The organism is Microbacterium sp. 1.5R (assembly GCF_001889265.1).
GTDB lineage: Bacteria > Actinomycetota > Actinomycetes > Actinomycetales > Microbacteriaceae > Microbacterium.
In genome coordinates, this window is sequence record NZ_CP018151.1 from 2,329,863 (window position 1) to 2,348,436 (window position 18,574).

General features: G+C 68.4%; 19 protein-coding genes. 8 read left to right on the top strand and 11 right to left on the bottom strand.

The window, feature by feature from the left end; translation table 11 throughout:
- Nucleotides 1-63: 63 nt before the first annotated feature.
- A complete protein-coding gene (gene infC / locus BMW26_RS11135; RefSeq protein WP_072591506.1) occupies nucleotides 64-714 on the bottom strand; it encodes a translation initiation factor IF-3 in 651 nt (216 codons plus the stop codon).
- 231 nt (nucleotides 715-945) lie between these two features.
- On the opposite strand from infC, the gene BMW26_RS11140 reads away from it, so the two are divergent.
- Entirely contained in the window at nucleotides 946-1,344 is a 399-nt protein-coding gene (locus tag BMW26_RS11140) for a DUF1844 domain-containing protein (protein ID WP_053096908.1), read from the top strand.
- A 48-nt stretch (nucleotides 1,345-1,392) separates the two neighbouring features.
- On the opposite strand, the gene BMW26_RS11145 is transcribed toward BMW26_RS11140, so the two are convergent.
- Nucleotides 1,393-2,220 carry an SseB family protein gene (locus BMW26_RS11145; protein ID WP_053096910.1) on the bottom strand — a complete coding sequence of 276 codons (828 nt, stop codon included), beginning with the start codon at nucleotides 2,218-2,220 and terminating at the stop codon, nucleotides 1,393-1,395.
- Complete coding sequence (priA, locus tag BMW26_RS11150) at nucleotides 2,204-2,950, bottom strand: bifunctional 1-(5-phosphoribosyl)-5-((5-phosphoribosylamino)methylideneamino)imidazole-4-carboxamide isomerase/phosphoribosylanthranilate isomerase PriA (RefSeq protein WP_053096912.1); 747 nt, start codon at nucleotides 2,948-2,950, stop codon at nucleotides 2,204-2,206. Before priA ends, BMW26_RS11145 begins: the two co-directional genes overlap by 17 nt.
- Before the next feature lie 666 nt (nucleotides 2,951-3,616).
- Here priA and BMW26_RS11155 point away from each other — a divergent pair.
- Nucleotides 3,617-4,624 carry a MinD/ParA family ATP-binding protein gene (locus BMW26_RS11155; RefSeq protein ID WP_053096914.1) on the top strand — a complete coding sequence of 336 codons (1,008 nt, stop codon included), beginning with the start codon at nucleotides 3,617-3,619 and terminating at the stop codon, nucleotides 4,622-4,624.
- 75 nt (nucleotides 4,625-4,699) lie between these two features.
- On the opposite strand, the gene hisH is transcribed toward BMW26_RS11155, so the two are convergent.
- The 4 genes from hisH to BMW26_RS11175 form a co-directional block, all read right to left on the bottom strand.
- Nucleotides 4,700-5,341: an imidazole glycerol phosphate synthase subunit HisH gene (gene hisH, locus BMW26_RS11160; protein ID WP_072591507.1), complete on the bottom strand. Its 642-nt coding sequence runs from the start codon at nucleotides 5,339-5,341 to the stop codon at nucleotides 4,700-4,702.
- Nucleotides 5,338-5,955 carry an imidazoleglycerol-phosphate dehydratase HisB gene (gene hisB, locus BMW26_RS11165; RefSeq protein ID WP_053096918.1) on the bottom strand — a complete coding sequence of 206 codons (618 nt, stop codon included), beginning with the start codon at nucleotides 5,953-5,955 and terminating at the stop codon, nucleotides 5,338-5,340. Before hisB ends, hisH begins: the two co-directional genes overlap by 4 nt.
- Nucleotides 5,952-7,046, bottom strand: a complete 1,095-nt coding sequence (locus tag BMW26_RS11170) for a histidinol-phosphate transaminase (protein WP_198032320.1) — start codon at nucleotides 7,044-7,046, stop codon at nucleotides 5,952-5,954. Before BMW26_RS11170 ends, hisB begins: the two co-directional genes overlap by 4 nt.
- 91 nt (nucleotides 7,047-7,137) lie before the next feature.
- Nucleotides 7,138-7,500, bottom strand: a complete 363-nt coding sequence (locus BMW26_RS11175; RefSeq protein ID WP_053096921.1) for a LysM peptidoglycan-binding domain-containing protein — start codon at nucleotides 7,498-7,500, stop codon at nucleotides 7,138-7,140.
- Between the two features lie 282 nt (nucleotides 7,501-7,782).
- On the opposite strand from BMW26_RS11175, the gene lexA reads away from it, so the two are divergent.
- Together lexA and BMW26_RS11185 are read left to right on the top strand one after the other, a co-directional pair.
- Nucleotides 7,783-8,469, top strand: coding sequence for a transcriptional repressor LexA (gene lexA / locus BMW26_RS11180; RefSeq protein ID WP_056280140.1), 687 nt, complete (start codon nucleotides 7,783-7,785; stop codon nucleotides 8,467-8,469).
- Between the two features lie 55 nt (nucleotides 8,470-8,524).
- Nucleotides 8,525-10,390, top strand: coding sequence for a prolyl oligopeptidase family serine peptidase (locus BMW26_RS11185; RefSeq protein ID WP_072591508.1), 1,866 nt, complete (start codon nucleotides 8,525-8,527; stop codon nucleotides 10,388-10,390).
- Here the strand turns inward: BMW26_RS11185 and smpB are convergent, their stop codons facing one another.
- The 3 genes from smpB to ftsE form a co-directional block, all read right to left on the bottom strand.
- Nucleotides 10,391-10,867, bottom strand: a complete 477-nt coding sequence (gene smpB / locus BMW26_RS11190) for an SsrA-binding protein SmpB (RefSeq protein WP_053096927.1) — start codon at nucleotides 10,865-10,867, stop codon at nucleotides 10,391-10,393. It abuts the gene before it with no gap.
- Nucleotides 10,868-10,952: 85 nt separating this feature from the next.
- The gene (gene ftsX / locus BMW26_RS11195) at nucleotides 10,953-11,867 is read right to left on the bottom strand and encodes a permease-like cell division protein FtsX (RefSeq protein ID WP_056280135.1); all 915 of its coding nucleotides are present in this window, start codon (nucleotides 11,865-11,867) and stop codon (nucleotides 10,953-10,955) included.
- Entirely contained in the window at nucleotides 11,864-12,916 is a 1,053-nt protein-coding gene (ftsE, locus tag BMW26_RS11200; RefSeq protein WP_053096931.1) for a cell division ATP-binding protein FtsE, read from the bottom strand. Before ftsE ends, ftsX begins: the two co-directional genes overlap by 4 nt.
- 139 nt (nucleotides 12,917-13,055) lie before the next feature.
- On the opposite strand from ftsE, the gene BMW26_RS17920 reads away from it, so the two are divergent.
- Nucleotides 13,056-14,483, top strand: coding sequence for a DUF2510 domain-containing protein (locus BMW26_RS17920; protein WP_056280132.1), 1,428 nt, complete (start codon nucleotides 13,056-13,058; stop codon nucleotides 14,481-14,483).
- Between the two features lie 21 nt (nucleotides 14,484-14,504).
- The gene (locus BMW26_RS11210; RefSeq protein WP_056280128.1) at nucleotides 14,505-15,551 is read left to right on the top strand and encodes a DUF2510 domain-containing protein; all 1,047 of its coding nucleotides are present in this window, start codon (nucleotides 14,505-14,507) and stop codon (nucleotides 15,549-15,551) included.
- 12 nt (nucleotides 15,552-15,563) lie between these two features.
- On the opposite strand, the gene prfB is transcribed toward BMW26_RS11210, so the two are convergent.
- Entirely contained in the window at nucleotides 15,564-16,673 is a 1,110-nt protein-coding gene (gene prfB / locus BMW26_RS11215; RefSeq protein ID WP_053096937.1) for a peptide chain release factor 2, read from the bottom strand.
- 108 nt (nucleotides 16,674-16,781) lie between these two features.
- On the opposite strand from prfB, the gene BMW26_RS11220 reads away from it, so the two are divergent.
- Both BMW26_RS11220 and BMW26_RS11225 read left to right on the top strand, forming a co-directional pair.
- The gene (locus tag BMW26_RS11220; protein ID WP_056280127.1) at nucleotides 16,782-18,014 is read left to right on the top strand and encodes an MFS transporter; all 1,233 of its coding nucleotides are present in this window, start codon (nucleotides 16,782-16,784) and stop codon (nucleotides 18,012-18,014) included.
- Nucleotides 18,011-18,565 (top strand): NUDIX hydrolase, encoded by a 555-nt coding sequence (locus BMW26_RS11225; RefSeq protein ID WP_053096941.1) that lies wholly within the window; start codon nucleotides 18,011-18,013, stop codon nucleotides 18,563-18,565. The genes BMW26_RS11220 and BMW26_RS11225 overlap by 4 nt, the downstream gene beginning before the upstream one ends.
- The last annotated feature ends 9 nt before the right edge of the window (nucleotides 18,566-18,574 follow it).

Below are 18,574 nucleotides of genomic sequence, written 5' to 3' on the forward strand. Positions count from 1 at the left end.
CTTCGTATGGCGCCTTCTCAGGCGACGGTGTCAACCCGCGGTGCGGGAGTCTGGGGGCGGGAGTTACTCCGCTGCGGCCTCGGCCGGCTCGTCGGCGTCGGTCTTGGCTTCGCGGGCGGCCTGCTTGTTCGCTGCGCGCTGGGCGTCGCGAACCGCATTCTGCTCCTGCTTCGCCTCGGACTTGCTCTTGAGCGGAGCCACGATCATGACCATGTTGCGGCCGTCGATGGTCGGGTTCGACTCGACGGTTCCGAGTTCGGCGACATCCTCGGCGAACTTGCGGAGGAGACGGACGCCCTGCTCGGGACGCGACTGTTCGCGACCACGGAACAGGATCATGGCCTTCACCTTGTCGCCGGCCTTGAGGAAGCCCTCGGCGCGCTTGAGCTTCGTCGTGTAGTCGTGCGCCTCGATCTTCAGGCGGAAGCGGACCTCTTTGAGGATGGTGTTCGCCTGGTTGCGGCGAGCTTCCTTCTCCTTCTGGGCGGCTTCGTACTTGAACTTGCCGTAGTCCATGATCTTGACCACGGGCGGCTTCGAGTTGGGCGCGACCTCGACGAGGTCGAGATCTGCTTCCTGCGCAAGGCGCAGCGCCGCCTCGATGCGGACGACGCCGATCTGCTCACCCGCGGGACCGACGAGGCGGACCTCGGGGACGCGGATGCGCTCATTGGTGCGGGGATCGCTGATGCGTAGCTCCTTAGACGATGGGATTCGGCCACCAGGATGCTGTCAGCACCCCGGGCGAAATCAGAATCGTCCCACCCACCGGCATTCAGACGCCGGCTCCGCACCCTGCCTGCCGGACCCCGTCTGACGACGCGATCCGGTGGAGTGCAAGACCCGGTAGCCTGGAACGGCAAGCGCGGGTGGGAAGTGAATCCTCTTTCGTACCGGAGCATGACGCTCCGGAGCCCGACAAAGTCTAACAGAAGGCAAGGCGAAGTGACGAACCAGGCATCGGATGAGGCTGCACGCGAGCGCGAAGAGCGCTGGGCACGGCAGGAGGAGGCGGCGTCCTCCGCCACGCGGGACATCGCCGATGTGCCGGCGGTCGAGGTCATCACGACCGCAGCCGTCCACCTCATGAGTGCCGCGGCGGTCAAGCTCGGCCTCGCCGACGACCCGCACGCGGCGGAGCAGCTCGACCTCGATGAGGCGCGCAAGCTCATCAACGCCCTCGCCGGGCTGATCACCGCCGGCGCACCGGAGATCAGCGACATGCACGCGCGGTCCCTCCGAGACGGGCTGCGCTCGCTGCAGCTCGCGTTCCGCGAGGCGTCGACCATTCCCGACCCGATCGGCAAGGGTCCGGGCGAGAAGTGGACAGGCCCGGTCAACTAGGGACTGCCGGCCGCTGCGGCTGACCGGTCGGTGGCAGCACCGAGCCGGTCAGGCCGAGCGACGCAGCTTCACGGTGAGAGAGTCGGCGAGCACCGCGATACGATCATCCGCCGCCCACCGCTGCGCCAGGCGCGCGAGCACGGCGTCGAGCACCTCGCGCTCGAGCCCGTCGACCAGCTCGAGGATGACGATCAGTTCTGGTCCGCGCAGACGGGCGTCCGGGTCTCCGGCCGCGACGGCGACGTCGATCACGGCGAGTTCATGCGCGACACTCTCCTGCAGAGCAGTGAAGACCTCGGGCGAGAGGAAGCTCGGCTCCCACCGATGACCCTGCGCGACCGCCCACACCGCGGGACGACGGAGGACGAACTCGGTGTCCGACGTCGGGTCGAGAACGATCAGATCCGTCTCCTCCGCCGACGCTGCGAGAGCGGCGCGCACGGCTTCCACCGGGATCGGACGGGCCGTCGCGTCCCAGCGCTGCATCGCCTCGACCGACGAGAACACCGGCTGCACGCGACGACCGTCGGGAGCCGCGACCGTCACGATCGAGAGCTCCTGAGTCTTGTCGACAGCGAGACCGCTCGGCGCCACGCCCTCCTCGCCCTTCTCGGCGATGAGCGGGATCAGGACCCGCGCCGAACGGAACGCGTCGACGACCTCGGTCTGAGCACCGTCGCCCGCCCGAAAACGCAGCAGCGCGTCGAGCAGAACCGGGTCGGCCGATCCGTCGTCGGCGGCATGAGGGTTCGACTGGAAGCTGCGGCCTTCCCAGGGCACACCGGCCGAGTCGCCCCGATCGCTGGACGGGTGCTCGTGCGACCCATGACGGTCGTGGGGACCGTGGTCCCCGGCGTCGTCAGTCCCCTGCGACATCCAGCGCCTCGGCCAGCGTGAACGCGCCGGCGTAGAGTGCCTTGCCGACGATGGCGCCTTCGACGCCCAGCGGCACCAGTTCGCGGAGCGCCACGATGTCATCGAGGTTCGAGATGCCTCCGGATGCCACGACGGGCTTCGGGGTGCGGGCTGTGACCTCGCGCAACAGCTCGAGGTTCGGCCCCTTGAGGGTCCCGTCCTTGGTGACGTCGGTCACGACGTAACGGCTGCAACCGGCATCCTCGAGGCGCTCGAGCACCTCCCAGAGGTCGCCGCCCTCCTTCGTCCACCCGCGAGCGGCCAGCGTCGTACCGCGGACGTCGAGCCCGACAGCGATCGCTTCGCCGTAACGGCTGATCACGTCGGCGGCCCACTCGGGGTTCTCCAGCGCGGCCGTGCCGAGGTTGATGCGGGTCGCACCGCTCTCGAGAGCCGCCTCGAGCGTCGCGTCGTCACGGATGCCGCCGGACAGCTCGACGTTGACGTTCTTGAACTGCTTGATGACCTTGCGGAGGATCGGTGCGTTGCTGCCGCGTCCGAAAGCGGCATCGAGGTCGACGAGATGGATCCACTTCGCCCCCTGTGCGACCCACTCCCCCGCGGCGTCGAGCGGGTCGCCGTAGCTGGTCTCGGTGCCGGCCTCACCCTGAGTGAGGCGGACGGCCTTGCCCCCGGCGACATCGACGGCGGGAAGAAGGGTGAGAGCGGGAGACTGCGCGAAGTCGTTCATGACGTCCTCAGGTGAGATGGAGAGACCGATTCGTCGGCACGAGAATCGACACTAGCCCGCGTATCGGCCCGCTCCAAAACGATGACAGCAGAGAACCTCCCGTGCCACGCGGTAGCCTCGATGACGCCCCTGTTTCGGTGTGTGAGGAGATGTTCCATGGTGCGCGATGCGGAAGCGCGAGGAGGCGGACCCCTGCGACGCGGGAATGCGCTGCCTCCCGAGACTCCGGATGAGCGCGCTCAGATGCCGGCTGGACCCGACGCGGAGCCCACAGCCCCGCACCCCCGACCGGCACCCCAGCCCGCCCCCGCGCCGGGGACACGAGCCGCAGCGGCATGGGCAGCAGCCTCCGCCGCAACTCCTCCTTCCGATGATGCGCGACCGGCCACGCCCGCTGTACCGATCTCCGCACCGCCTTCGGTCCCCGCTGCGCCACCCGCCGCCCCTGCAGTACCGCCCGCGCCCTCAGCCGCATCGCCCGCAGCCCCTGCGGCACCGACGACGCCGGCACCTTCCGGTGCGCCCGCTGCGACCGGATCGCTTTCGACCGCGTGGTCGGAACAGCAGAGCTCTTCGACTCAGGACAGCACCGCGCGGCCCGCCGTTCCGGCGGCCACGGCACCGCGCCCCCAGTCTTCCGACGTACCCCCCGCTCCGCCGCTGCCCGTGCCCGCCTCGGCCCCGTCCGCGCCCAACGCCGCCGCTGCAGAGTCGGCGTCCTCGGCATCCTCGCGTCGTCAGCAGCGCGAGCAGGGAGTGGGGCGTCGCTCGTTCCTTCAGGAGGAGCGCCGTGAGGAGCCAGCGCGTCAGGGCGGACGCGGGCTGCTCAACCGCGTCGGGTTCACCCTCGGCCCGAGCGCTCGCGAACGCGCCGTCCGCGACGACGAGCACGCGGTGAGCCGCCATTGGCCGGGCCCCCGCACCGTCGCTGTCGTCAACGGGAAGGGCGGGGCGGGAAAGACACCGGCCACCGTGCTGCTGTCGGCGGTCTTCGCGCAGTACGGCGGCGCCGGGGTTCTCGCGTGGGACAACAACCAGACCCGCGGCACCCTCGGCTGGCGCACCGAGACGGGGGCGCACGATCGCACACTGCTCGAACTGCTTCCGCAGACCCAGCGCCTGCTCGGAGCCCAGGGACAGTCAGCCGACCTCGCGCACTTCGTGCATCACCAGCCGCAGGAGAAGTACGACGTCCTGCGGTCGAAGCCCGTCCGACTGGCCCACGAGAATCGGCTCCGGCCGAGTGACGTCGACTCCATCCACGCGATCGCGGCCAAGTTCTACCGTCTGATCATCATCGACTCCGGCAACGACGAGTCCGATCCGATGTGGCTGCGGATGATCGACCTCGCCGACCAGATCGTCGTGGCGACGACGACACGTGACGACCATGCCGAGGCCGGGGCGCTGCTGCTCGAGGCACTCGAAGACCGCGACGAGCGATCCGCACGGTTGGCTCGCGAGTCAGTGGTCGTCGTCAGCCAGGCGGACCCGAAGGCATCCCCCGCCGAAGTCGCAGACGTCATCGCCGGATATCAGCCGCTCGCGCGCGAAGTCGTCGGCATCCCCTTCGATCGGGAGATGGTCGACGGCCACCTCCGTCTTCGCGCACTCGCGGCGCCGACGCAGCGGTCGTGGCTCTCTGCCGCGGCCGCCGTCGCCCGAGGCTTCTGAGCCGTTCGGCAGTGGACCCGGCGGATCGGTCGTCCGAGGTTCGGATCGACGGCGGCTCAGCGGGCTGCCGACGCGTCAGGACCGAAGGCTGTCGACCCAGTTGCGGAGCAGCTGGATTCCGGCCTCGCCGGACTTCTCAGGATGGAACTGCGTCGCGGAGAGCGGCCCGTTCTCGACCGCAGCGAGGAACGGATCGCCGTACGTCGACCACGTGAGCACCGGCTGAGGGAACGGCGGGATGACATCGAGCTCCCACGACTGCGCGGCGTAGGAATGCACGAAGTAGAAGCGTTCGTTCTCGATGCCCTTGAACAGCACCGATTCGGCGCCCGGCTCGACCGTGTTCCACCCCATGTGCGGCAGCACCGGCGCGTTGAGCTCCGTGACCGCTCCCGGCCATTCGCCGAGACCCTCGGAATCGTGCCCGCGCTCGACACCGTGCGCGAACAGAACCTGCATGCCGACGCAGATGCCGAGCACCGGGCGCCCGCCTGCGAGCCGGCGATCGATGATCTCGTCGCCGCCGTGCGCGTAGAGCGCATCGCGCACGGCCTGGAACGCGCCGACCCCCGGCACCACGAGACCGTCTGCCTCGAGCGCTTCCGTGCGGTCGCGCGTCAGCACCGCATCAGCACCGGCGGCGATGAGCGCCTTGACAGCCGAGTGGATGTTGCCGGATTCGTAATCGAAGACGGCGACCCGGGGAGCCCTGCTCACAGTGCGCCCTTCGTCGACGGGATGCCGTCGACCAGAGGGTCGAGGGCCTTGGCCTGGCGGAACGCCCGAGCGAATGCCTTGTACTCGGCTTCGGCGATGTGGTGGGGGTCGCGGCCCCCGAGAACGCGCACGTGCACCGTGAGTCCCGCGTTGAAGGTGATGGCCTCGAACGTGTGGCGCACGAGCGAACCGGTGAAGTGGCCGCCGATGAGGTGGTGCTCGAAACCGGCAGGCTCCCCCGTGTGAACGAGATAGGGACGCCCCGAGATGTCCACGACAGCCTGAGCGAGCGCCTCGTCGAGCGGCACGAGAGCGTCGCCGTATCGCGAGATGCCTGACTTGTCGCCCAGCGCCTCACGGATGGCCTGACCGAGAACGATCGAGATGTCCTCCACGGTGTGGTGTGCGTCGATCTGCGTGTCCCCCGAGGCGCGCACCGTGAGGTCCGTGAGCGAGTGCTTCGCGAAAGCCGTCAGCATGTGATCGAAGAACGGCACCGACGTGTCGATACGGCTCGCACCGGTGCCGTCGAGGTTCAGCTCGAGCTCGACGGTGGACTCCGACGTGCTGCGCACACGCGTGGCGGTGCGCGGGGTCTGGGCGGGGCTGCTCATGAAGCCGATCCTATCGAGGCGAGGGCATCGAGGAATGCCGTGGTCTCCGCCTCGGTGCCCGCGGTGACGCGGAGGTGCCCGGGGATCCCGACGTCGCGGATGAGAACACCCTGCTCGTAGAGCTGCTGCCAGACCTTCTGGGGCTCTGCGACGCCCCCGAACAGGACGAAGTTCGACCAGGACTCATGCGGGGTGTACCCCAGCGCCTCGAGTGTCGCGGAGATGCGATCCCGCTGCTCGACGATCTCCTCGACCATGCCGAGCATCACGTCGGAGTTGCGCAGAGCGGCGACGGCTGCGGCCTGCGTGAGAGCGCTGAGGTGGTACGGCAGGCGCACGAGCCGCAGAGCGTCGATGAAGGCAGGATCCGCGGCGAGGTACCCCACGCGGGCACCCGCGAAGGCGAAGGCCTTGCTCATCGTGCGGGAGACGGCGAGCCGCGGTCGTCCCTCGAGAAGGGTCAGAGCCGATGCCGCGTCGTGCGGCGCGAACTCCTGGTACGCCTCGTCGACGACGACGATTCCGTTCGACGCCTCGTACACGGCTTCGACGACGTCGAGGCCCAGCGGCGTGCCTGTCGGATTGTTCGGAGAGCACAGCAGGATGACGTCAGGATCGACATCTCGCACCTGCGATGCCGCCTCTTCGGGGGTGATCGTGTAGTCGGGCTGCCTGGTGCCGGCGACCCAGCGCGCTCCGGTGCCCTTCGAGATCAGCGGATACATCGAGTAGGTCGGGGCGAAGCTGAACGCCGTGCGGCCCGGCCCGCCGAACGCCTGCAGAATGTGCTGAAGGACCTCGTTCGACCCGTTGCCCGCCCAGATCTGAGCCGGTTCGAGACCATGACCGAGGTACTCCGCGAACCCTTCCCGGAGCGTGGTGAACTCGCGATCCGGGTAGCGGTTGACATCGCGGAGCGCGACCGCGATGTCGTCCAGGATGTCACTGGCGACCGCGTCGGGAACTGGATGCGTGTTCTCGTTGACGTTGAGTGCGATCGGAAGAGGCGCTTGCGGCGCTCCATAGGGCGTGAGCCCTCGGAGGTCGTCGCGAAGAGGGAGGTCGGCGAGTGATGCAGTCACCCTTCCCATGGTAGGCCGCCTTCGCTACACAGACGCTCGTGGTGACGGAGTGTGAACGCGCTTCCGCGCCGCACCGCTCGATCGAACGGCCCTCACGGGTTCATTCCGAATACTGCGCCGGAATCGCCAGCTCCTGGCCGATCTGCAGCTCGCCGCCGCGCAGCAGGTTCAGACGCGTGATGTCGCCGATCACGTCGCGCGGATCCGCGCCGGGGGCCACGCTCTCAGCGATCGACCACAGCGTGTCGCCGGGCATCACCGTCACCGTCGCGAACGATGCCGTGGCAGTCTGCTCGCCTGAGGCCATCGCACTGCCGCCGCTGAGTGCGGCGAATGCGATCCCGGCTGCGAGCGGCACGGCCGCGACAGCGAGAACGACACGTCGACCGCGCGCCGTCAGCTTGAGCCGCGTCGCCGGACGAGCCGGAAGGACTGCTGCACTGCTGAAGGTGATGGTGCTCATGTCGTGCTCCTCTGCATCTACCGCGTGGGCGGTGAAGTTGGCGTAGCGTTCGCATTCGCGCCTCGGCCGGGAGCCGTGAATGCGAAGCTACGTTCCGAAGTTATCTTCGAATTCGAACATCTGTCAAGCGTTCTTCGAAACAGAAGTCCGGGAATCGGCCGACACGCTCGAACAGATCTTCCACTTCGGCGCGATTCTCGGATACGGTTTCGATGTCAACACCCCACCACGGGCCTCCGACATTCGAACTGAGACGCCGGAATCGCACACCTGAGGAGCACCATGAGCGACATCTCCGCCCCCGACGCCGACGTCCCGCGCACCCGTCGCCGCAAGAGCCTGAGTCCCAAGCAGATGGCGATCCTCGAGGTCATCCAGACGTCGATCAGCCGTCACGGGTACCCGCCGAGCATGAGAGAGATCGGCGACGCCGTGGGCCTCAAGTCGCTGTCCAGCGTGACCCATCAGCTCGGCCAGCTCGAGCTGAGCGGATATCTGCGACGCGACCCCGGCAAGACCCGTGCCATGGAAGTGCTCATCGACCTCCCCGGCACCAGCGGAGAGAATCCCGCCGATGTGGCGACCCCCGTGGGCGATGCGGCGCTCGTGCCGCTCGTCGGCCGCATCGCCGCAGGTGTCCCGATCACTGCCGACCAGCAGGTCGAGGAGATCTTCCCGCTCCCCCGGCAGCTCGTCGGCAAGGGCGACCTGTTCATGCTCAAGGTGTCCGGCGAATCGATGATCGATGCGGCGATCTGCGACGGCGACTGGGTCGTGGTGCGGTCGCAGAGCAGCGCCGAGAACGGCGAGATCGTCGCCGCCATGCTCGACGGCGAGGCGACGGTGAAGGTTCTCCGTCGACGCGACGGCCACACCTGGCTGCTGCCTCGCAACTCCGCATTCGAGCCGATCCTCGGCGACGAGTCCGTCATCCTCGGCAAGATCGTCGCCGTGCTCCGCGCGGTCTGACTCCCCCCCCCGCCCTGCGGTGACGGCGGGCGTCGACGCACCATAGGCTCGAACCATGTCGTCGCCGTTCGGTACCTGGACCTCTCCGTTCACCCCCGACCGGATCGCCGCGTCGTCTCCGCGGATCGATGGCAGCGCCTTCGTGGCCGACGAGATCTGGTGGGGTGAGTCGATCCCTGCCGAAGGCGGTCGCCTGACCGTGCGAAGTTCGACGGGTGCCGAGATCCTTCCCGCGCCATGGAGTGCTCGGTCTCGCGTCCACGAGTACGGCGGCGGGGCGTGGACCGCGGATGCCGACGGCACGCTGTACTTCGTCGATGCCGAGGATCAGCGCGTGCACCGCATGCCCCGCGGCGGTGTCCCCGTTCCTCTGACACCCCCGGGCCCGGCGCACGGCGGTCTGCGTCTGCAGAGCGGCCGCCTGTTCGCCGTGCGGGAGGATCTGTCCGTCTCCCCTCACCGACGCGCCATCATCGAGATCCCGACCGACGGGTCGGCATCCGACCGGCCTGCGCTGTTGAAGACCCTCGTTGAAGGCGAGTCGTTCTACGCTCATCCGGCACTGTCTCCCGACGGTTCTCGTGCAGCGTGGGTCGAGTGGTCCGGCGATCGGATGCCGTGGCAGCGAGCGTCGTTGGTGATCTCGGACGGCACCGCGCGCACAGAGCTGTCCACTCGCGCCGCGCTGCAGCCCGAGTGGACGGCTGACGACGAGATCGTGTACTCCGACGATCCCTCGGGCCGCTGGGCTCTGCACCGACAGCGTGTCAGCGGAGCCCAGGCGGTCGGCACGGCGGAGCAGATCATCGACGACGACGCCGACACGGGATACGGCCTCTGGGTGCTCGGCAATCGCTGGTACCGCCCGCTCGCCGACGGTCGCGTCGTGGCTGTGCGCACGAACGGTCGCGACCGGGTCGTCGTCATCGACCCCGACGGCAGCGCCCACCGCATTCCCCTCCCCGCAGACGGCCACGTGAGTGTCGACGATGTCGCGGGCTCCCGCGTGCTGCTCTCCGGAAACAGCTCGACGACAGAACCCGGGGTCTGGTGCGTCGACGTCGACACGGGTCGCGTCGAGGCCGTCGCGGGAGCTGCGCCGACCGATCCTGCGTGGATGCCGCCCGCATCCGAGGTCCTGGTCGACGGCTCGCACGGGCCCGTCCATGCCTTCGCGTACCCGCCGACGAATCCCTCGGCCCACGCTCCGGCCGCGGATGACGAGCTCCCGCCCTACATCGTGCTCGTCCACGGCGGCCCGACCGCGCATGTGACCGGCGCGGCGTCCGCCGCCGTCGCGTTCTGGACGAGCCGCGGCATCGGCGTGCTCGACGTCAACTACGGCGGATCGACGGGCTACGGCCGTGCGTACCGCGAACGGCTGGACGGCGGATGGGGCGTGGTCGACGTCGACGACGTGATCGCAGCGGCCCGCGGCCTCGCCGATGCCGGGCTCGCGGATCCCGCCCGCATCGCGATCAGAGGCGGCTCGGCGGGCGGTTGGACAGTGCTCTCGTCGCTGGTGCGGGGAGGGACGTTCGCCGCGGGGATCAGCCGATACGGAGTGGTCGACCTGCAGATGCTGAGCGCGCACTCCCACGACTTCGAGGCGCACTACATCGAGGGGCTGGTGGGTCCGCTGCCCGAGGCGGAGGCACTCTACGTCGCGCGTTCGCCCCTGACACACGCCGACCGGATCGACGTGCCGGTGCTGCTGATGCAGGGTGCGGACGACCGTGTCGTGCCACCGGCACAGTCCGAGGCGATCCGCGATGCGCTGGCGACGAGTGGTGTGGAGCACGAGTACGTGCTGTACCCGGGTCAGGGCCATGGCTTCCGGTCGAGCGAGACGATCATCGACGCCCTCGAGAGGGAGCTCGCTTTCCTCGGACGCGTGTTCGGATTCACGCCCGCGCGCTGATCACTCCCCCACGCGGTTGCGCAGGCGCATCGCGCGCTCGGCTTCGCGGGTGTCCTGACGCTCGCGGAGGGTCTGGCGCTTGTCGAACTCGCGCTTTCCCTTGGCGAGAGCGATCTCGACCTTGGCGCGACCGTCGGAGAAGTACAGCTTCAGCGGGATCAGCGTGTAGCCGCCGGCGGAGACCGCGTGCTGCAGCTTCGCGATCTCCTCACGGTGCAGCAGCAGCTTGCGGACGCGCTTCGCCGAATGGTTGGTCCAGTGGCCCTGCGAGTACTCCGGGATGTGCACCGAGTCGAGAAAGACCTCGTTCCCCTTGACGAACGCATATCCGTCGCTCAGGTTCGCGCGCCCCTGGCGCAGTGACTTCACCTCGGTGCCGGTGAGCACCATCCCCGCCTCGTACGACTTCTCGATGTTGTAGTCGTGACGTGCGCGACGATTGGTCGCGACGACCTTCTCCCCGCGTTCCCTGGGCATGATTCTCTCCTGATCCGCGTCGCGCAATGGTTCCGGTGCCCGTCACGGGCGCACGACAGCCTGTCAGTCTATACCGGCGCGCGGGTCAGGTGCGAAGCCAGCGACGGATCGCGAAACCTGCCGACAGCGCGGCGAGCACGACGCCGATGCCGATCAGCACCGGGACGACGACGGCAGCGTCCTGCATCGACACCCAGGTCGTGATGAACGGCACGCGTCCTCGGAGGTAGCCGTCGACGCCGAAGTGGACGCCGGCGACGACGGCCGCGCTTGCGAGGGCCGAGCCGAGGAAGGCAGCGAAGACGCCCTCCAGGACGAACGGCGTCTGGATGAAGCGGTTGGACGCCCCCACCAGGCGCATGATCCCGATCTCCTTGCGTCTGGCGTACGCGGAGAGCCTGATGGTCGTGCCGATCAAGAGGATGGCGGCGATCAGCATGAGCGCTGCGATACCGACCGCGATGTAGGTCGCGACCGTCAAGGCGGAGAACAGGGGTTCGAGGTACTGGAGCTGATCCTGGACCTGCTCCACCCCCGCGACACCGTTGAACGCCTCGGAGATGACCTGCGACTGGCCGGGATCCTTCATGGTGACGAAGAAGACCTCGAACGCCTGCTCGGGCGAGATCACGCTCGCCTGGTCCTCGCCGAGCTGATCGACGAGCTTGGCGTAGGTGTCTTCCTTGGAATCGAAGCTGACCTCGCTGATGAGAGGAGCGAGCGCCTCGCCGTCGAGCTGTGCTCGCACGGCGTCGACCTGCTCCTCCGAGGCGCCGCCGTCGACGCAGGTGTCCTGCTCCGAGATGTCGGAGCACATGTAGACGGCGACCTGCGCCCGCTCGGTCCAATAGCCGCGCATCGTGCCGATCTGCGCCTGCATCAGGATCGCGGCGCCGACGAAGGTCAGCGAGACGAATGTCACGAGCACGACGGAGATGACCATCGAGATGTTGCGACGAAGCCCTCCGAGGGCCTCCGCGAGGATGAGTCCGATTCTCACGACGTCGGCCCCACTTCTTCCGTGCCGTCGTCGGACAGACCGAGTCGATCGGCCACCCCGAGCTCGGCGACGTCGACCTGCGGCAGCACGATGGGATGCGTCCGCGCCGCGAGGGCGACCGCCGGCTGCTCGTCTATCACCGGCGGCTCGATCGGCGCCGCCTGAGCCTCGGGAGTCTCGGATGCGGTCGGGACGGCGTCTGCGGACGCCGATTCCGCCTTGCGCTGCGCGCTGAGCTCCTCAGCGAGCGCGGCGCGGACCAGCGAGAGGTCGGCGGTCTGGCGCTGCACCTCCTGCACAGCAGTGAGTGCAGCGGCCGCGGCGGCACCGCGCACCTCCTCGGGAACCAGACGCGGGATGTTCGACGTGTCTCCGTAGCCGCCATGCACCTCGTCTCGCACCATCTCGCCATCGCGAAGTTCGATGACCCGACGCTGCATCTGGTCGACGAAGCCCGCCTCGTGTGTCGCCATCAGCACGGTGGTGCCTCCGGCATTGATCCTGGCGAGGAGCTGCATGATGTCGACCGACGTCGCCGGGTCGAGGTTTCCGGTCGGCTCGTCCGCGAGCAGGACCTGGGGGCGATTCACGAGCGCCCGTGCGATCGCGACGCGCTGCTGCTCGCCGCCGGAGAGCTCGTGCGGCATCCGCTTCTGCTTCCCGTCGAGTCCGACCAGCGCGAGCGCCTCGGGCACGGCCTGCTGGATGAAGCCGCGCGACGAGCCCGTCACCTGCAGAGTGAAGGCGACGTTCTGGTAGACGGTCTTCGACGGCAGCAGTCGGAAGTCCTGGAACACGGATCCGATGTGGCGGCGGAAGTACGGCACCTTCCGGTTCGCAAGCGAACGCAGATCGCGGCCGAGCACGGCGACTCGACCCGTCGTCGGCACGTCCTCGCGGAGGATGAGTCGCAGACAGGACGACTTGCCCGACCCCGACGCGCCGACGAGGAAGACGAACTCCCCGCGCTGCACTTCGAAGTCGACATCGGACAGAGCGGGCCGCGAGGTCCCGCGATAGCGTTTCGTGACGTTCTCGAACCGAATCATGGCGGTTCGAGCCTAAGCGCGCACCCTCGTCTGCCTGCGAGCGACACCCCGCTCGACCCCCCTGCGTGTCGCACTCCACTGCTATACATGGAGGTGCCGATCCGTGCCGTCAGCATGGACGATACTCCGAGGGGGAACTATGACGACGCCTGCAGGCTGGTATGACGACGGATCCGGGCGTCAGCGGTGGTGGGACGGCACCCAGTGGACCGAGCACTTCGCCCCCATCGTGGAATCCGCCCCGTCTGCAGCAGGCGAGTCGGCCGGCGGTCTGACCGGCGAAGCGACCACGGACCGGGGTTCCGAGTCGGCTGACGTATCGGGCCACTCCTCGTCCGACGCGATTCCCGATTCGGCAGCAGCCGCGGAGACGGCCGCTGCGATCGAGTCGGTCGCCGCGGTCGAGAGCCAGTCGTGGAACACGCCCGCACCCTCCGACTCCCGCGCCGACGCGGAGACTCCGGCCGAGCCGTCCGCCCACCAGGACGCGGGCGCCGCGCCCTCATACGGCGCGCCCGTGACCGATGCCCTTGTCGACGAGGCCGGCACCACGCATGAGCAGGGTTCCACCTCTCCGGAGTCCCCGACGCCGACCGACGACATCGTGCCCCCGTATGCGAACACCGCGGGTCCCTCCGAAGGTGGTGCACCCTCCTACCCGGGCACCGCAGCCCCCTCGTATCCCCAGGAGTACCCGGTCGCGCCCGCATACCCGGGTTCGGCGGCACCCTCACCCTCGTACCCCGGCGCCGCCGCGTACGCTCCCGCCGGACAGCAGTATGGTGCGCCCGCCGGATACCCGCCCGCATACGGCGCCACGACCCCGGTGGCTCCGGCCCGCCCGTCGGTCCTCGGGCTCGTCGGGCTCGGACTCGCGGCGCTCGGAACGATCCTGTCGTGCATCCCGGTGATCTTCTGGCTCGGATGGCTACTGCTCGGCGTGGGCTTCATCGTCTCGCTCATCTCGCTCTTCCTCAAGGGCAGGAAGTGGCCCGGCATCTCCGGACTCATCCTCTCGATCATCGGCGCGATCATCGCGGTCGTCATGTTCTTCGTCATCGTCTTCGCGACGGTGTCCGAGGCCGTGCGCGATCTGCCGTCCGCGCCGCCGTCGAGCGATTCCGACACCGGAATCGACGACGGCACGACCGACGACGGCACGGGGTCCGCGCAGGTCGAAGAGGGCACGATCGGCGACACCGTCGCACTCACCTTCCTGGGCGGGAGCGGCGAGATCACTGTCACCGAGGCGCGCTGGGCGACCAGCGACGGCTCGAGCGTCCCCTCGACCAACGGCGGTTACGTGACCCTCGAGACGACGTGGACCGGTGTCGAGGGCACGACGGCCGCGAACCCGCTGTTCACCTCTCTGGAGACGGCAGAGGGAGTCGAGGGTCAGGTCGACTTCTTCGTGACGGGCGCACCGAACGAGCTCCTCGACCCGGGGCAGACGGTCAGCGGCCCGATCACCTTCGACATCGCCCAGAGCGAGTCCTACGTCTTCGTCGTCACTGACGAGGCCGGACGCGACATCGCGCGCATCGACGTCGCTCCGTCGGCCGGCTGAGACCCGAGCGGAACGGCGATCATGACGGTCCCGGCAGGGTGGTACGACGACGGAGCGGGCCGACAGCGCTGGTGGGACGGCGCAGTCTGGACTGAGCACACCGTGACCACCGAGACGTCGTCCGTGGCGAACACGCCACAGGGGCACGGCCAGCATGCCACGGAGGAGCCCACGGTCGCCGCATCGGCGGACCCGATCTTCGAACCGCCCTATGCCTGGCAGTCGTCGAATCCCTCCCCCGGGGCCTCCGCAGAAGTGCCGCAGTACGGGCGCGCGTCGATGCCCGCGACCTCGGCAGGCGTCGTCGCCTCCCACGATGCGACGGCAGGGTTCGGGTCGTACGGCCCTGTGCCCCCGAAGGCGAACACGAAGGTCTCTGTGCTCGGCATCATCGGTCTCGGCATGGCCGCGCTCGGCGTGGTCCTCTCGTGCATCCCGCCGATCTCGATGGCTGGTGGGGTTCTGCTCGGGATCGGATTCGTGCTCTCGCTGATCTCCCTGTTCCTCCGGGGTGCGAAGTGGCCGGGAGCGGTGGGCATCGCGGTGGCCGTGCTGGGTGGTGTCGTCGCGATCGCCATGATGCTGCTGACCCTGGGCGCCTCGGGGCTGTCGTCGATCGTGCCGACGTCCACCTCGACCCCTCAGGCGACCCAGAGCACAGAACCCGACGACACCGCCGAAGGCTCTCCCGGCAGCGCGGGAACCGAGACCGTGACGGTCAACGAACTCGAGGTCGGTCACTGCATTCCGCTCATCGAATGGGAGGAAGAGGTGTACGAGCTTCCGATCGTTCCGTGTGACGCGCCGCACACCGACGAGGTCTATTTCATCTTCGATGTGCCAGAGGGCGAATTCCCCGGGGACGACGAACTGCAGACCATCGCCGCCGAGAAGTGCGACGTCGCTTTCGAGGAGTTCGTCGGCATCCCCTATGCCGATTCGGAGCTCGACAACTATTGGTTCGTACCGACTGAGTCGTCATGGAAGCGGATGAACGACCGCGCAGTCCAGTGCATCGTGATCAGCTACGACGAGATCACGGGCACCCTCGAAGGCGCCGACCGCTGAGACGAGCGTCGCTCAGTCCTCGTCTTTGCGCTTGCGCCAGCGGATGCCGGCCGAGATGAACCCGTCGAGATCGCCGTCGAACACGGCAGCCGGGTTGCCCGACTCGTGTCCGGTGCGGAGGTCCTTCACGAGCTGCTGACCGTAGAGGAAGTACGAGCGCATCTGGTCGCCCCAGCTCGCCGTGATGTTTCCGGCGAGCTCCTTCTTCTTCGCGGCTTCCTCCTCCTTCTGCAGCAGTAGGAGTCGGGTCTGAAGCACGCGCATCGCGGCAGCACGGTTCTGGATCTGCGACTTCTCGTTCTGCATCGAGACGACGATGCCGGTCGGGAGGTGAGTCAGGCGCACGGCGGAGTCGGTGGTGTTGACGGACTGCCCGCCGGGACCCGACGAGCGGAAGACGTCGACTCGGATGTCGTTCTCGGGGATGTCGACCTCGGTCGCCTCCTCCATGAGAGGGATGACCTCGACAGCGGCGAAGGACGTCTGCCGCTTGTCCGCCGAGCCGAACGGGCTGATGCGGGCGAGGCGATGCGTCCCTGCCTCGACCGACACCGTTCCGAACGCGTAGGGAGCGTCGATCTCGAACGTCGCCGACTTGATGCCGGCACCCTCGGCGTACGAGGTGTCGAGAACCTTGACGGGATACTTGTGGCGCTCGGCCCAACGCAGGTACATGCGCATGAGCATCTCGGCGAAGTCGGTGGCGTCGTCGCCGCCTGCACCCGAGCGGATGGTGATGATGGCGGAGCGCTCGTCGTACTCGCCGTCCATCAGCGTCTGCACCTCGAGCTGATTGATGATCTCGGTGAGCGCGTTGAGCTCGGCGCGCGCTTCGACGGCGGAGTCCTCATCGCCCATCTCGTTCGCCAGGTCGACGAGAACCTCGAGATCGTCGAGTCGACGACCGATGCCCTCGACTCTGGCGAGCGCCGACTGGCGGTGGCTCAGAGCACTGGTCACCTTCTGGGCGCGTTCGGGGTCGTCCCAGAGGTCCGGCACGCCGGCTTCCTCGCTGAGGCGCGCGATGTCGGAGCGGAGGGTCTCGACATCGATGACCTCGCGGATGTCACCGTAGGTGAGTCGGAGGGCCTGGATGTCGGCGGAGAGATCGAGTTCGAGCATGTCGCGTCCAGCCTAACGTGCCGCCCCTGCGGGCGGGGACGGCGTTCGAACGGGAGTAGCGTGAATCGGGTGAGCAGCGCATCCACGGTCCTCAGGCGATTCGGACCGATGGTGTACCTCCCGACCGTGCTGTTCTCGCTCGGTGAAGGCGCGGTGATCCCTCTGATCCCGGTGATCGCTGCGCGGATGGGCGCCGACGTCGCCTTCGCCGCCCTGGTGGCATCCGCCCTCGTCGTGGGTCAGCTGTGCGGCAACCTTCCTGCGGGCTGGGCCGTCGCGCGCATCGGCGAGCGCTTCACGATGGTGATCGCGGGTGCGATAGCGATCCTCGCCGGCGTCGGAATGGTGTTCGCCCCCTCGCTGGGCGTGCTGGCCGCCTCCGTGTTCCTCCTGGGGTTCTGCGCGGCCGCCTTCGGCCTGGCGCGTCATGCGTTCATGACGACGAGGGTTCCCCTCGCGTTCCGTGCTCGCGCGCTCTCGCTGCTCGGTGGCAGCTTCCGCCTCGGAATCTTCATCGGGCCGTTCGTCGCCGCTGGGCTCCTGCAGCTGTTCGGTTCGGAATCAGCCGCGATCTGGTTCTTCCTGGGCTGTCTCGTCGTGATGGTGCTGCTCGTGCTGCTGGGCCCCGATCCCGAGAAGACGATCGCCCCGACGACCCCTGTGCGCACCGCCGCACTCGCGGATGATTCCGGCGAACCGGTCACGGGCTCGATTCCGACGACCGCGCGCGCGGGCATCTTCCGCACGATGTGGCAACAGCGCAGCGTGCTCGGACGACTGGGACTCGCCGCCGCGTCGCTGTCCGCGGTGCGATCGGCACGTCAGGTCGTGCTTCCCCTGTGGGGACTCTCACTCGGACTCGACGCCTCGACCATCGCCCTCGTCGTCGGAATCTCGGGAGCGATCGACTTCGCCCTGTTCTACGCCAGCGGCCAGGTGATGGACAGGTTCGGGCGTCTGTGGGCGGCTATGCCGGCGATGGTGCTGATGGGCGCGGGGTTCCTCGCCCTCTCCTTCACGCACGACCTGGAAGCCGCGGTCCTGTGGTTCGGCATGTTCGCCGCCGTGCTCGGGGTGGGCAACGGGCTCTCGAGCGGCATTCTGCTCACACTCGGCGCCGATGTCGCGCCGAAGGAGGAGCCCGCCGCGTTCCTCGGCTCGTGGCGCACGCTGACGGATGCCGGCGGAGCGGCCGCTCCGCTGCTGGTGTCGGCGATCGTCGCGATCGCGTCACTGCCGATCGCCGCAGCGGCGATGGGTGCGATCGGCCTGATCGGCGCGGGTGGATTCATCCGCTGGATCCCGCGTTTCGTTCCGCGCAGCACACAGGAGGAGTCATGACCGCTGCCCTCCGCGCAGACGTGCGCCGGCTGGTCGTCGCGGCTCCGTCGTCGACGGATCACGATCGCGATGTCGCGGCCGACTTCGCGACGTTCTTCGCCGACGATCATGGGCCGGTCTCCCGCGACGACGGTCCCGATCACGCGACCGCTTCGGCGCTCGTGTTCGACCGCTCACTCACTCGCACGCTGCTCGTCTTCCACGCCAAGGGGCAGTTCTGGGTGCAGCCAGGCGGACATCTCGAACCCGACGACACCTCTGTGGCGGATGCCGCTCTGCGCGAGCTGCGGGAGGAGACCGGTGTGGACGTCTCCGCCAGCGCGGAACCGCTCGTGTACGACCTCGATCATCACGCGCTGTCCTCGGCGTTCGGTCGGTGCGCATCCCATCTCGACATCGGGATCGGCGTCGTCATCAGCGACGATGCCGACCTGATCGTGAGCGACGAGTCGGAGGACGTGCGCTGGTGGGCGATCGACGCGCTGCCGTCGCAGGTGCCGCAGGGCTTCGCCGGGCGGGTGCGACGACTGCGCGATCGTCTGGTGAGCTGACGTCGCATC

Bases quoted from the DNA above. Each gene is read 5' to 3' on its own strand.
- BMW26_RS11145 (WP_053096910.1), bottom strand. From the start codon at position 2,220: ATGTCGCAGGGGACTGACGACGCCGGGGACCACGGTCCCCACGACCGT.
- priA (WP_053096912.1), bottom strand. From the start codon at position 2,950: ATGAACGACTTCGCGCAGTCTCCCGCTCTCACCCTTCTTCCCGCCGTC.
- hisB (WP_053096918.1), bottom strand. From the start codon at position 5,955: ATGAGCAGCCCCGCCCAGACCCCGCGCACCGCCACGCGTGTGCGCAGC.
- BMW26_RS11170 (WP_198032320.1), bottom strand. From the start codon at position 7,046: ATGGGAAGGGTGACTGCATCACTCGCCGACCTCCCTCTTCGCGACGAC.
- BMW26_RS11175 (WP_053096921.1), bottom strand. From the start codon at position 7,500: ATGAGCACCATCACCTTCAGCAGTGCAGCAGTCCTTCCGGCTCGTCCG.
- lexA (WP_056280140.1), top strand. From the start codon at position 7,783: ATGAGCGACATCTCCGCCCCCGACGCCGACGTCCCGCGCACCCGTCGC.
- BMW26_RS11185 (WP_072591508.1), top strand. From the start codon at position 8,525: ATGTCGTCGCCGTTCGGTACCTGGACCTCTCCGTTCACCCCCGACCGG.
- smpB (WP_053096927.1), bottom strand. From the start codon at position 10,867: ATGCCCAGGGAACGCGGGGAGAAGGTCGTCGCGACCAATCGTCGCGCA.
- ftsE (WP_053096931.1), bottom strand. From the start codon at position 12,916: ATGATTCGGTTCGAGAACGTCACGAAACGCTATCGCGGGACCTCGCGG.
- BMW26_RS17920 (WP_056280132.1), top strand. From the start codon at position 13,056: ATGACGACGCCTGCAGGCTGGTATGACGACGGATCCGGGCGTCAGCGG.
- BMW26_RS11210 (WP_056280128.1), top strand. From the start codon at position 14,505: ATGACGGTCCCGGCAGGGTGGTACGACGACGGAGCGGGCCGACAGCGC.
- prfB (WP_053096937.1), bottom strand. From the start codon at position 16,673: ATGCTCGAACTCGATCTCTCCGCCGACATCCAGGCCCTCCGACTCACC.
- BMW26_RS11220 (WP_056280127.1), top strand. From the start codon at position 16,782: ATGGTGTACCTCCCGACCGTGCTGTTCTCGCTCGGTGAAGGCGCGGTG.
- BMW26_RS11225 (WP_053096941.1), top strand. From the start codon at position 18,011: ATGACCGCTGCCCTCCGCGCAGACGTGCGCCGGCTGGTCGTCGCGGCT.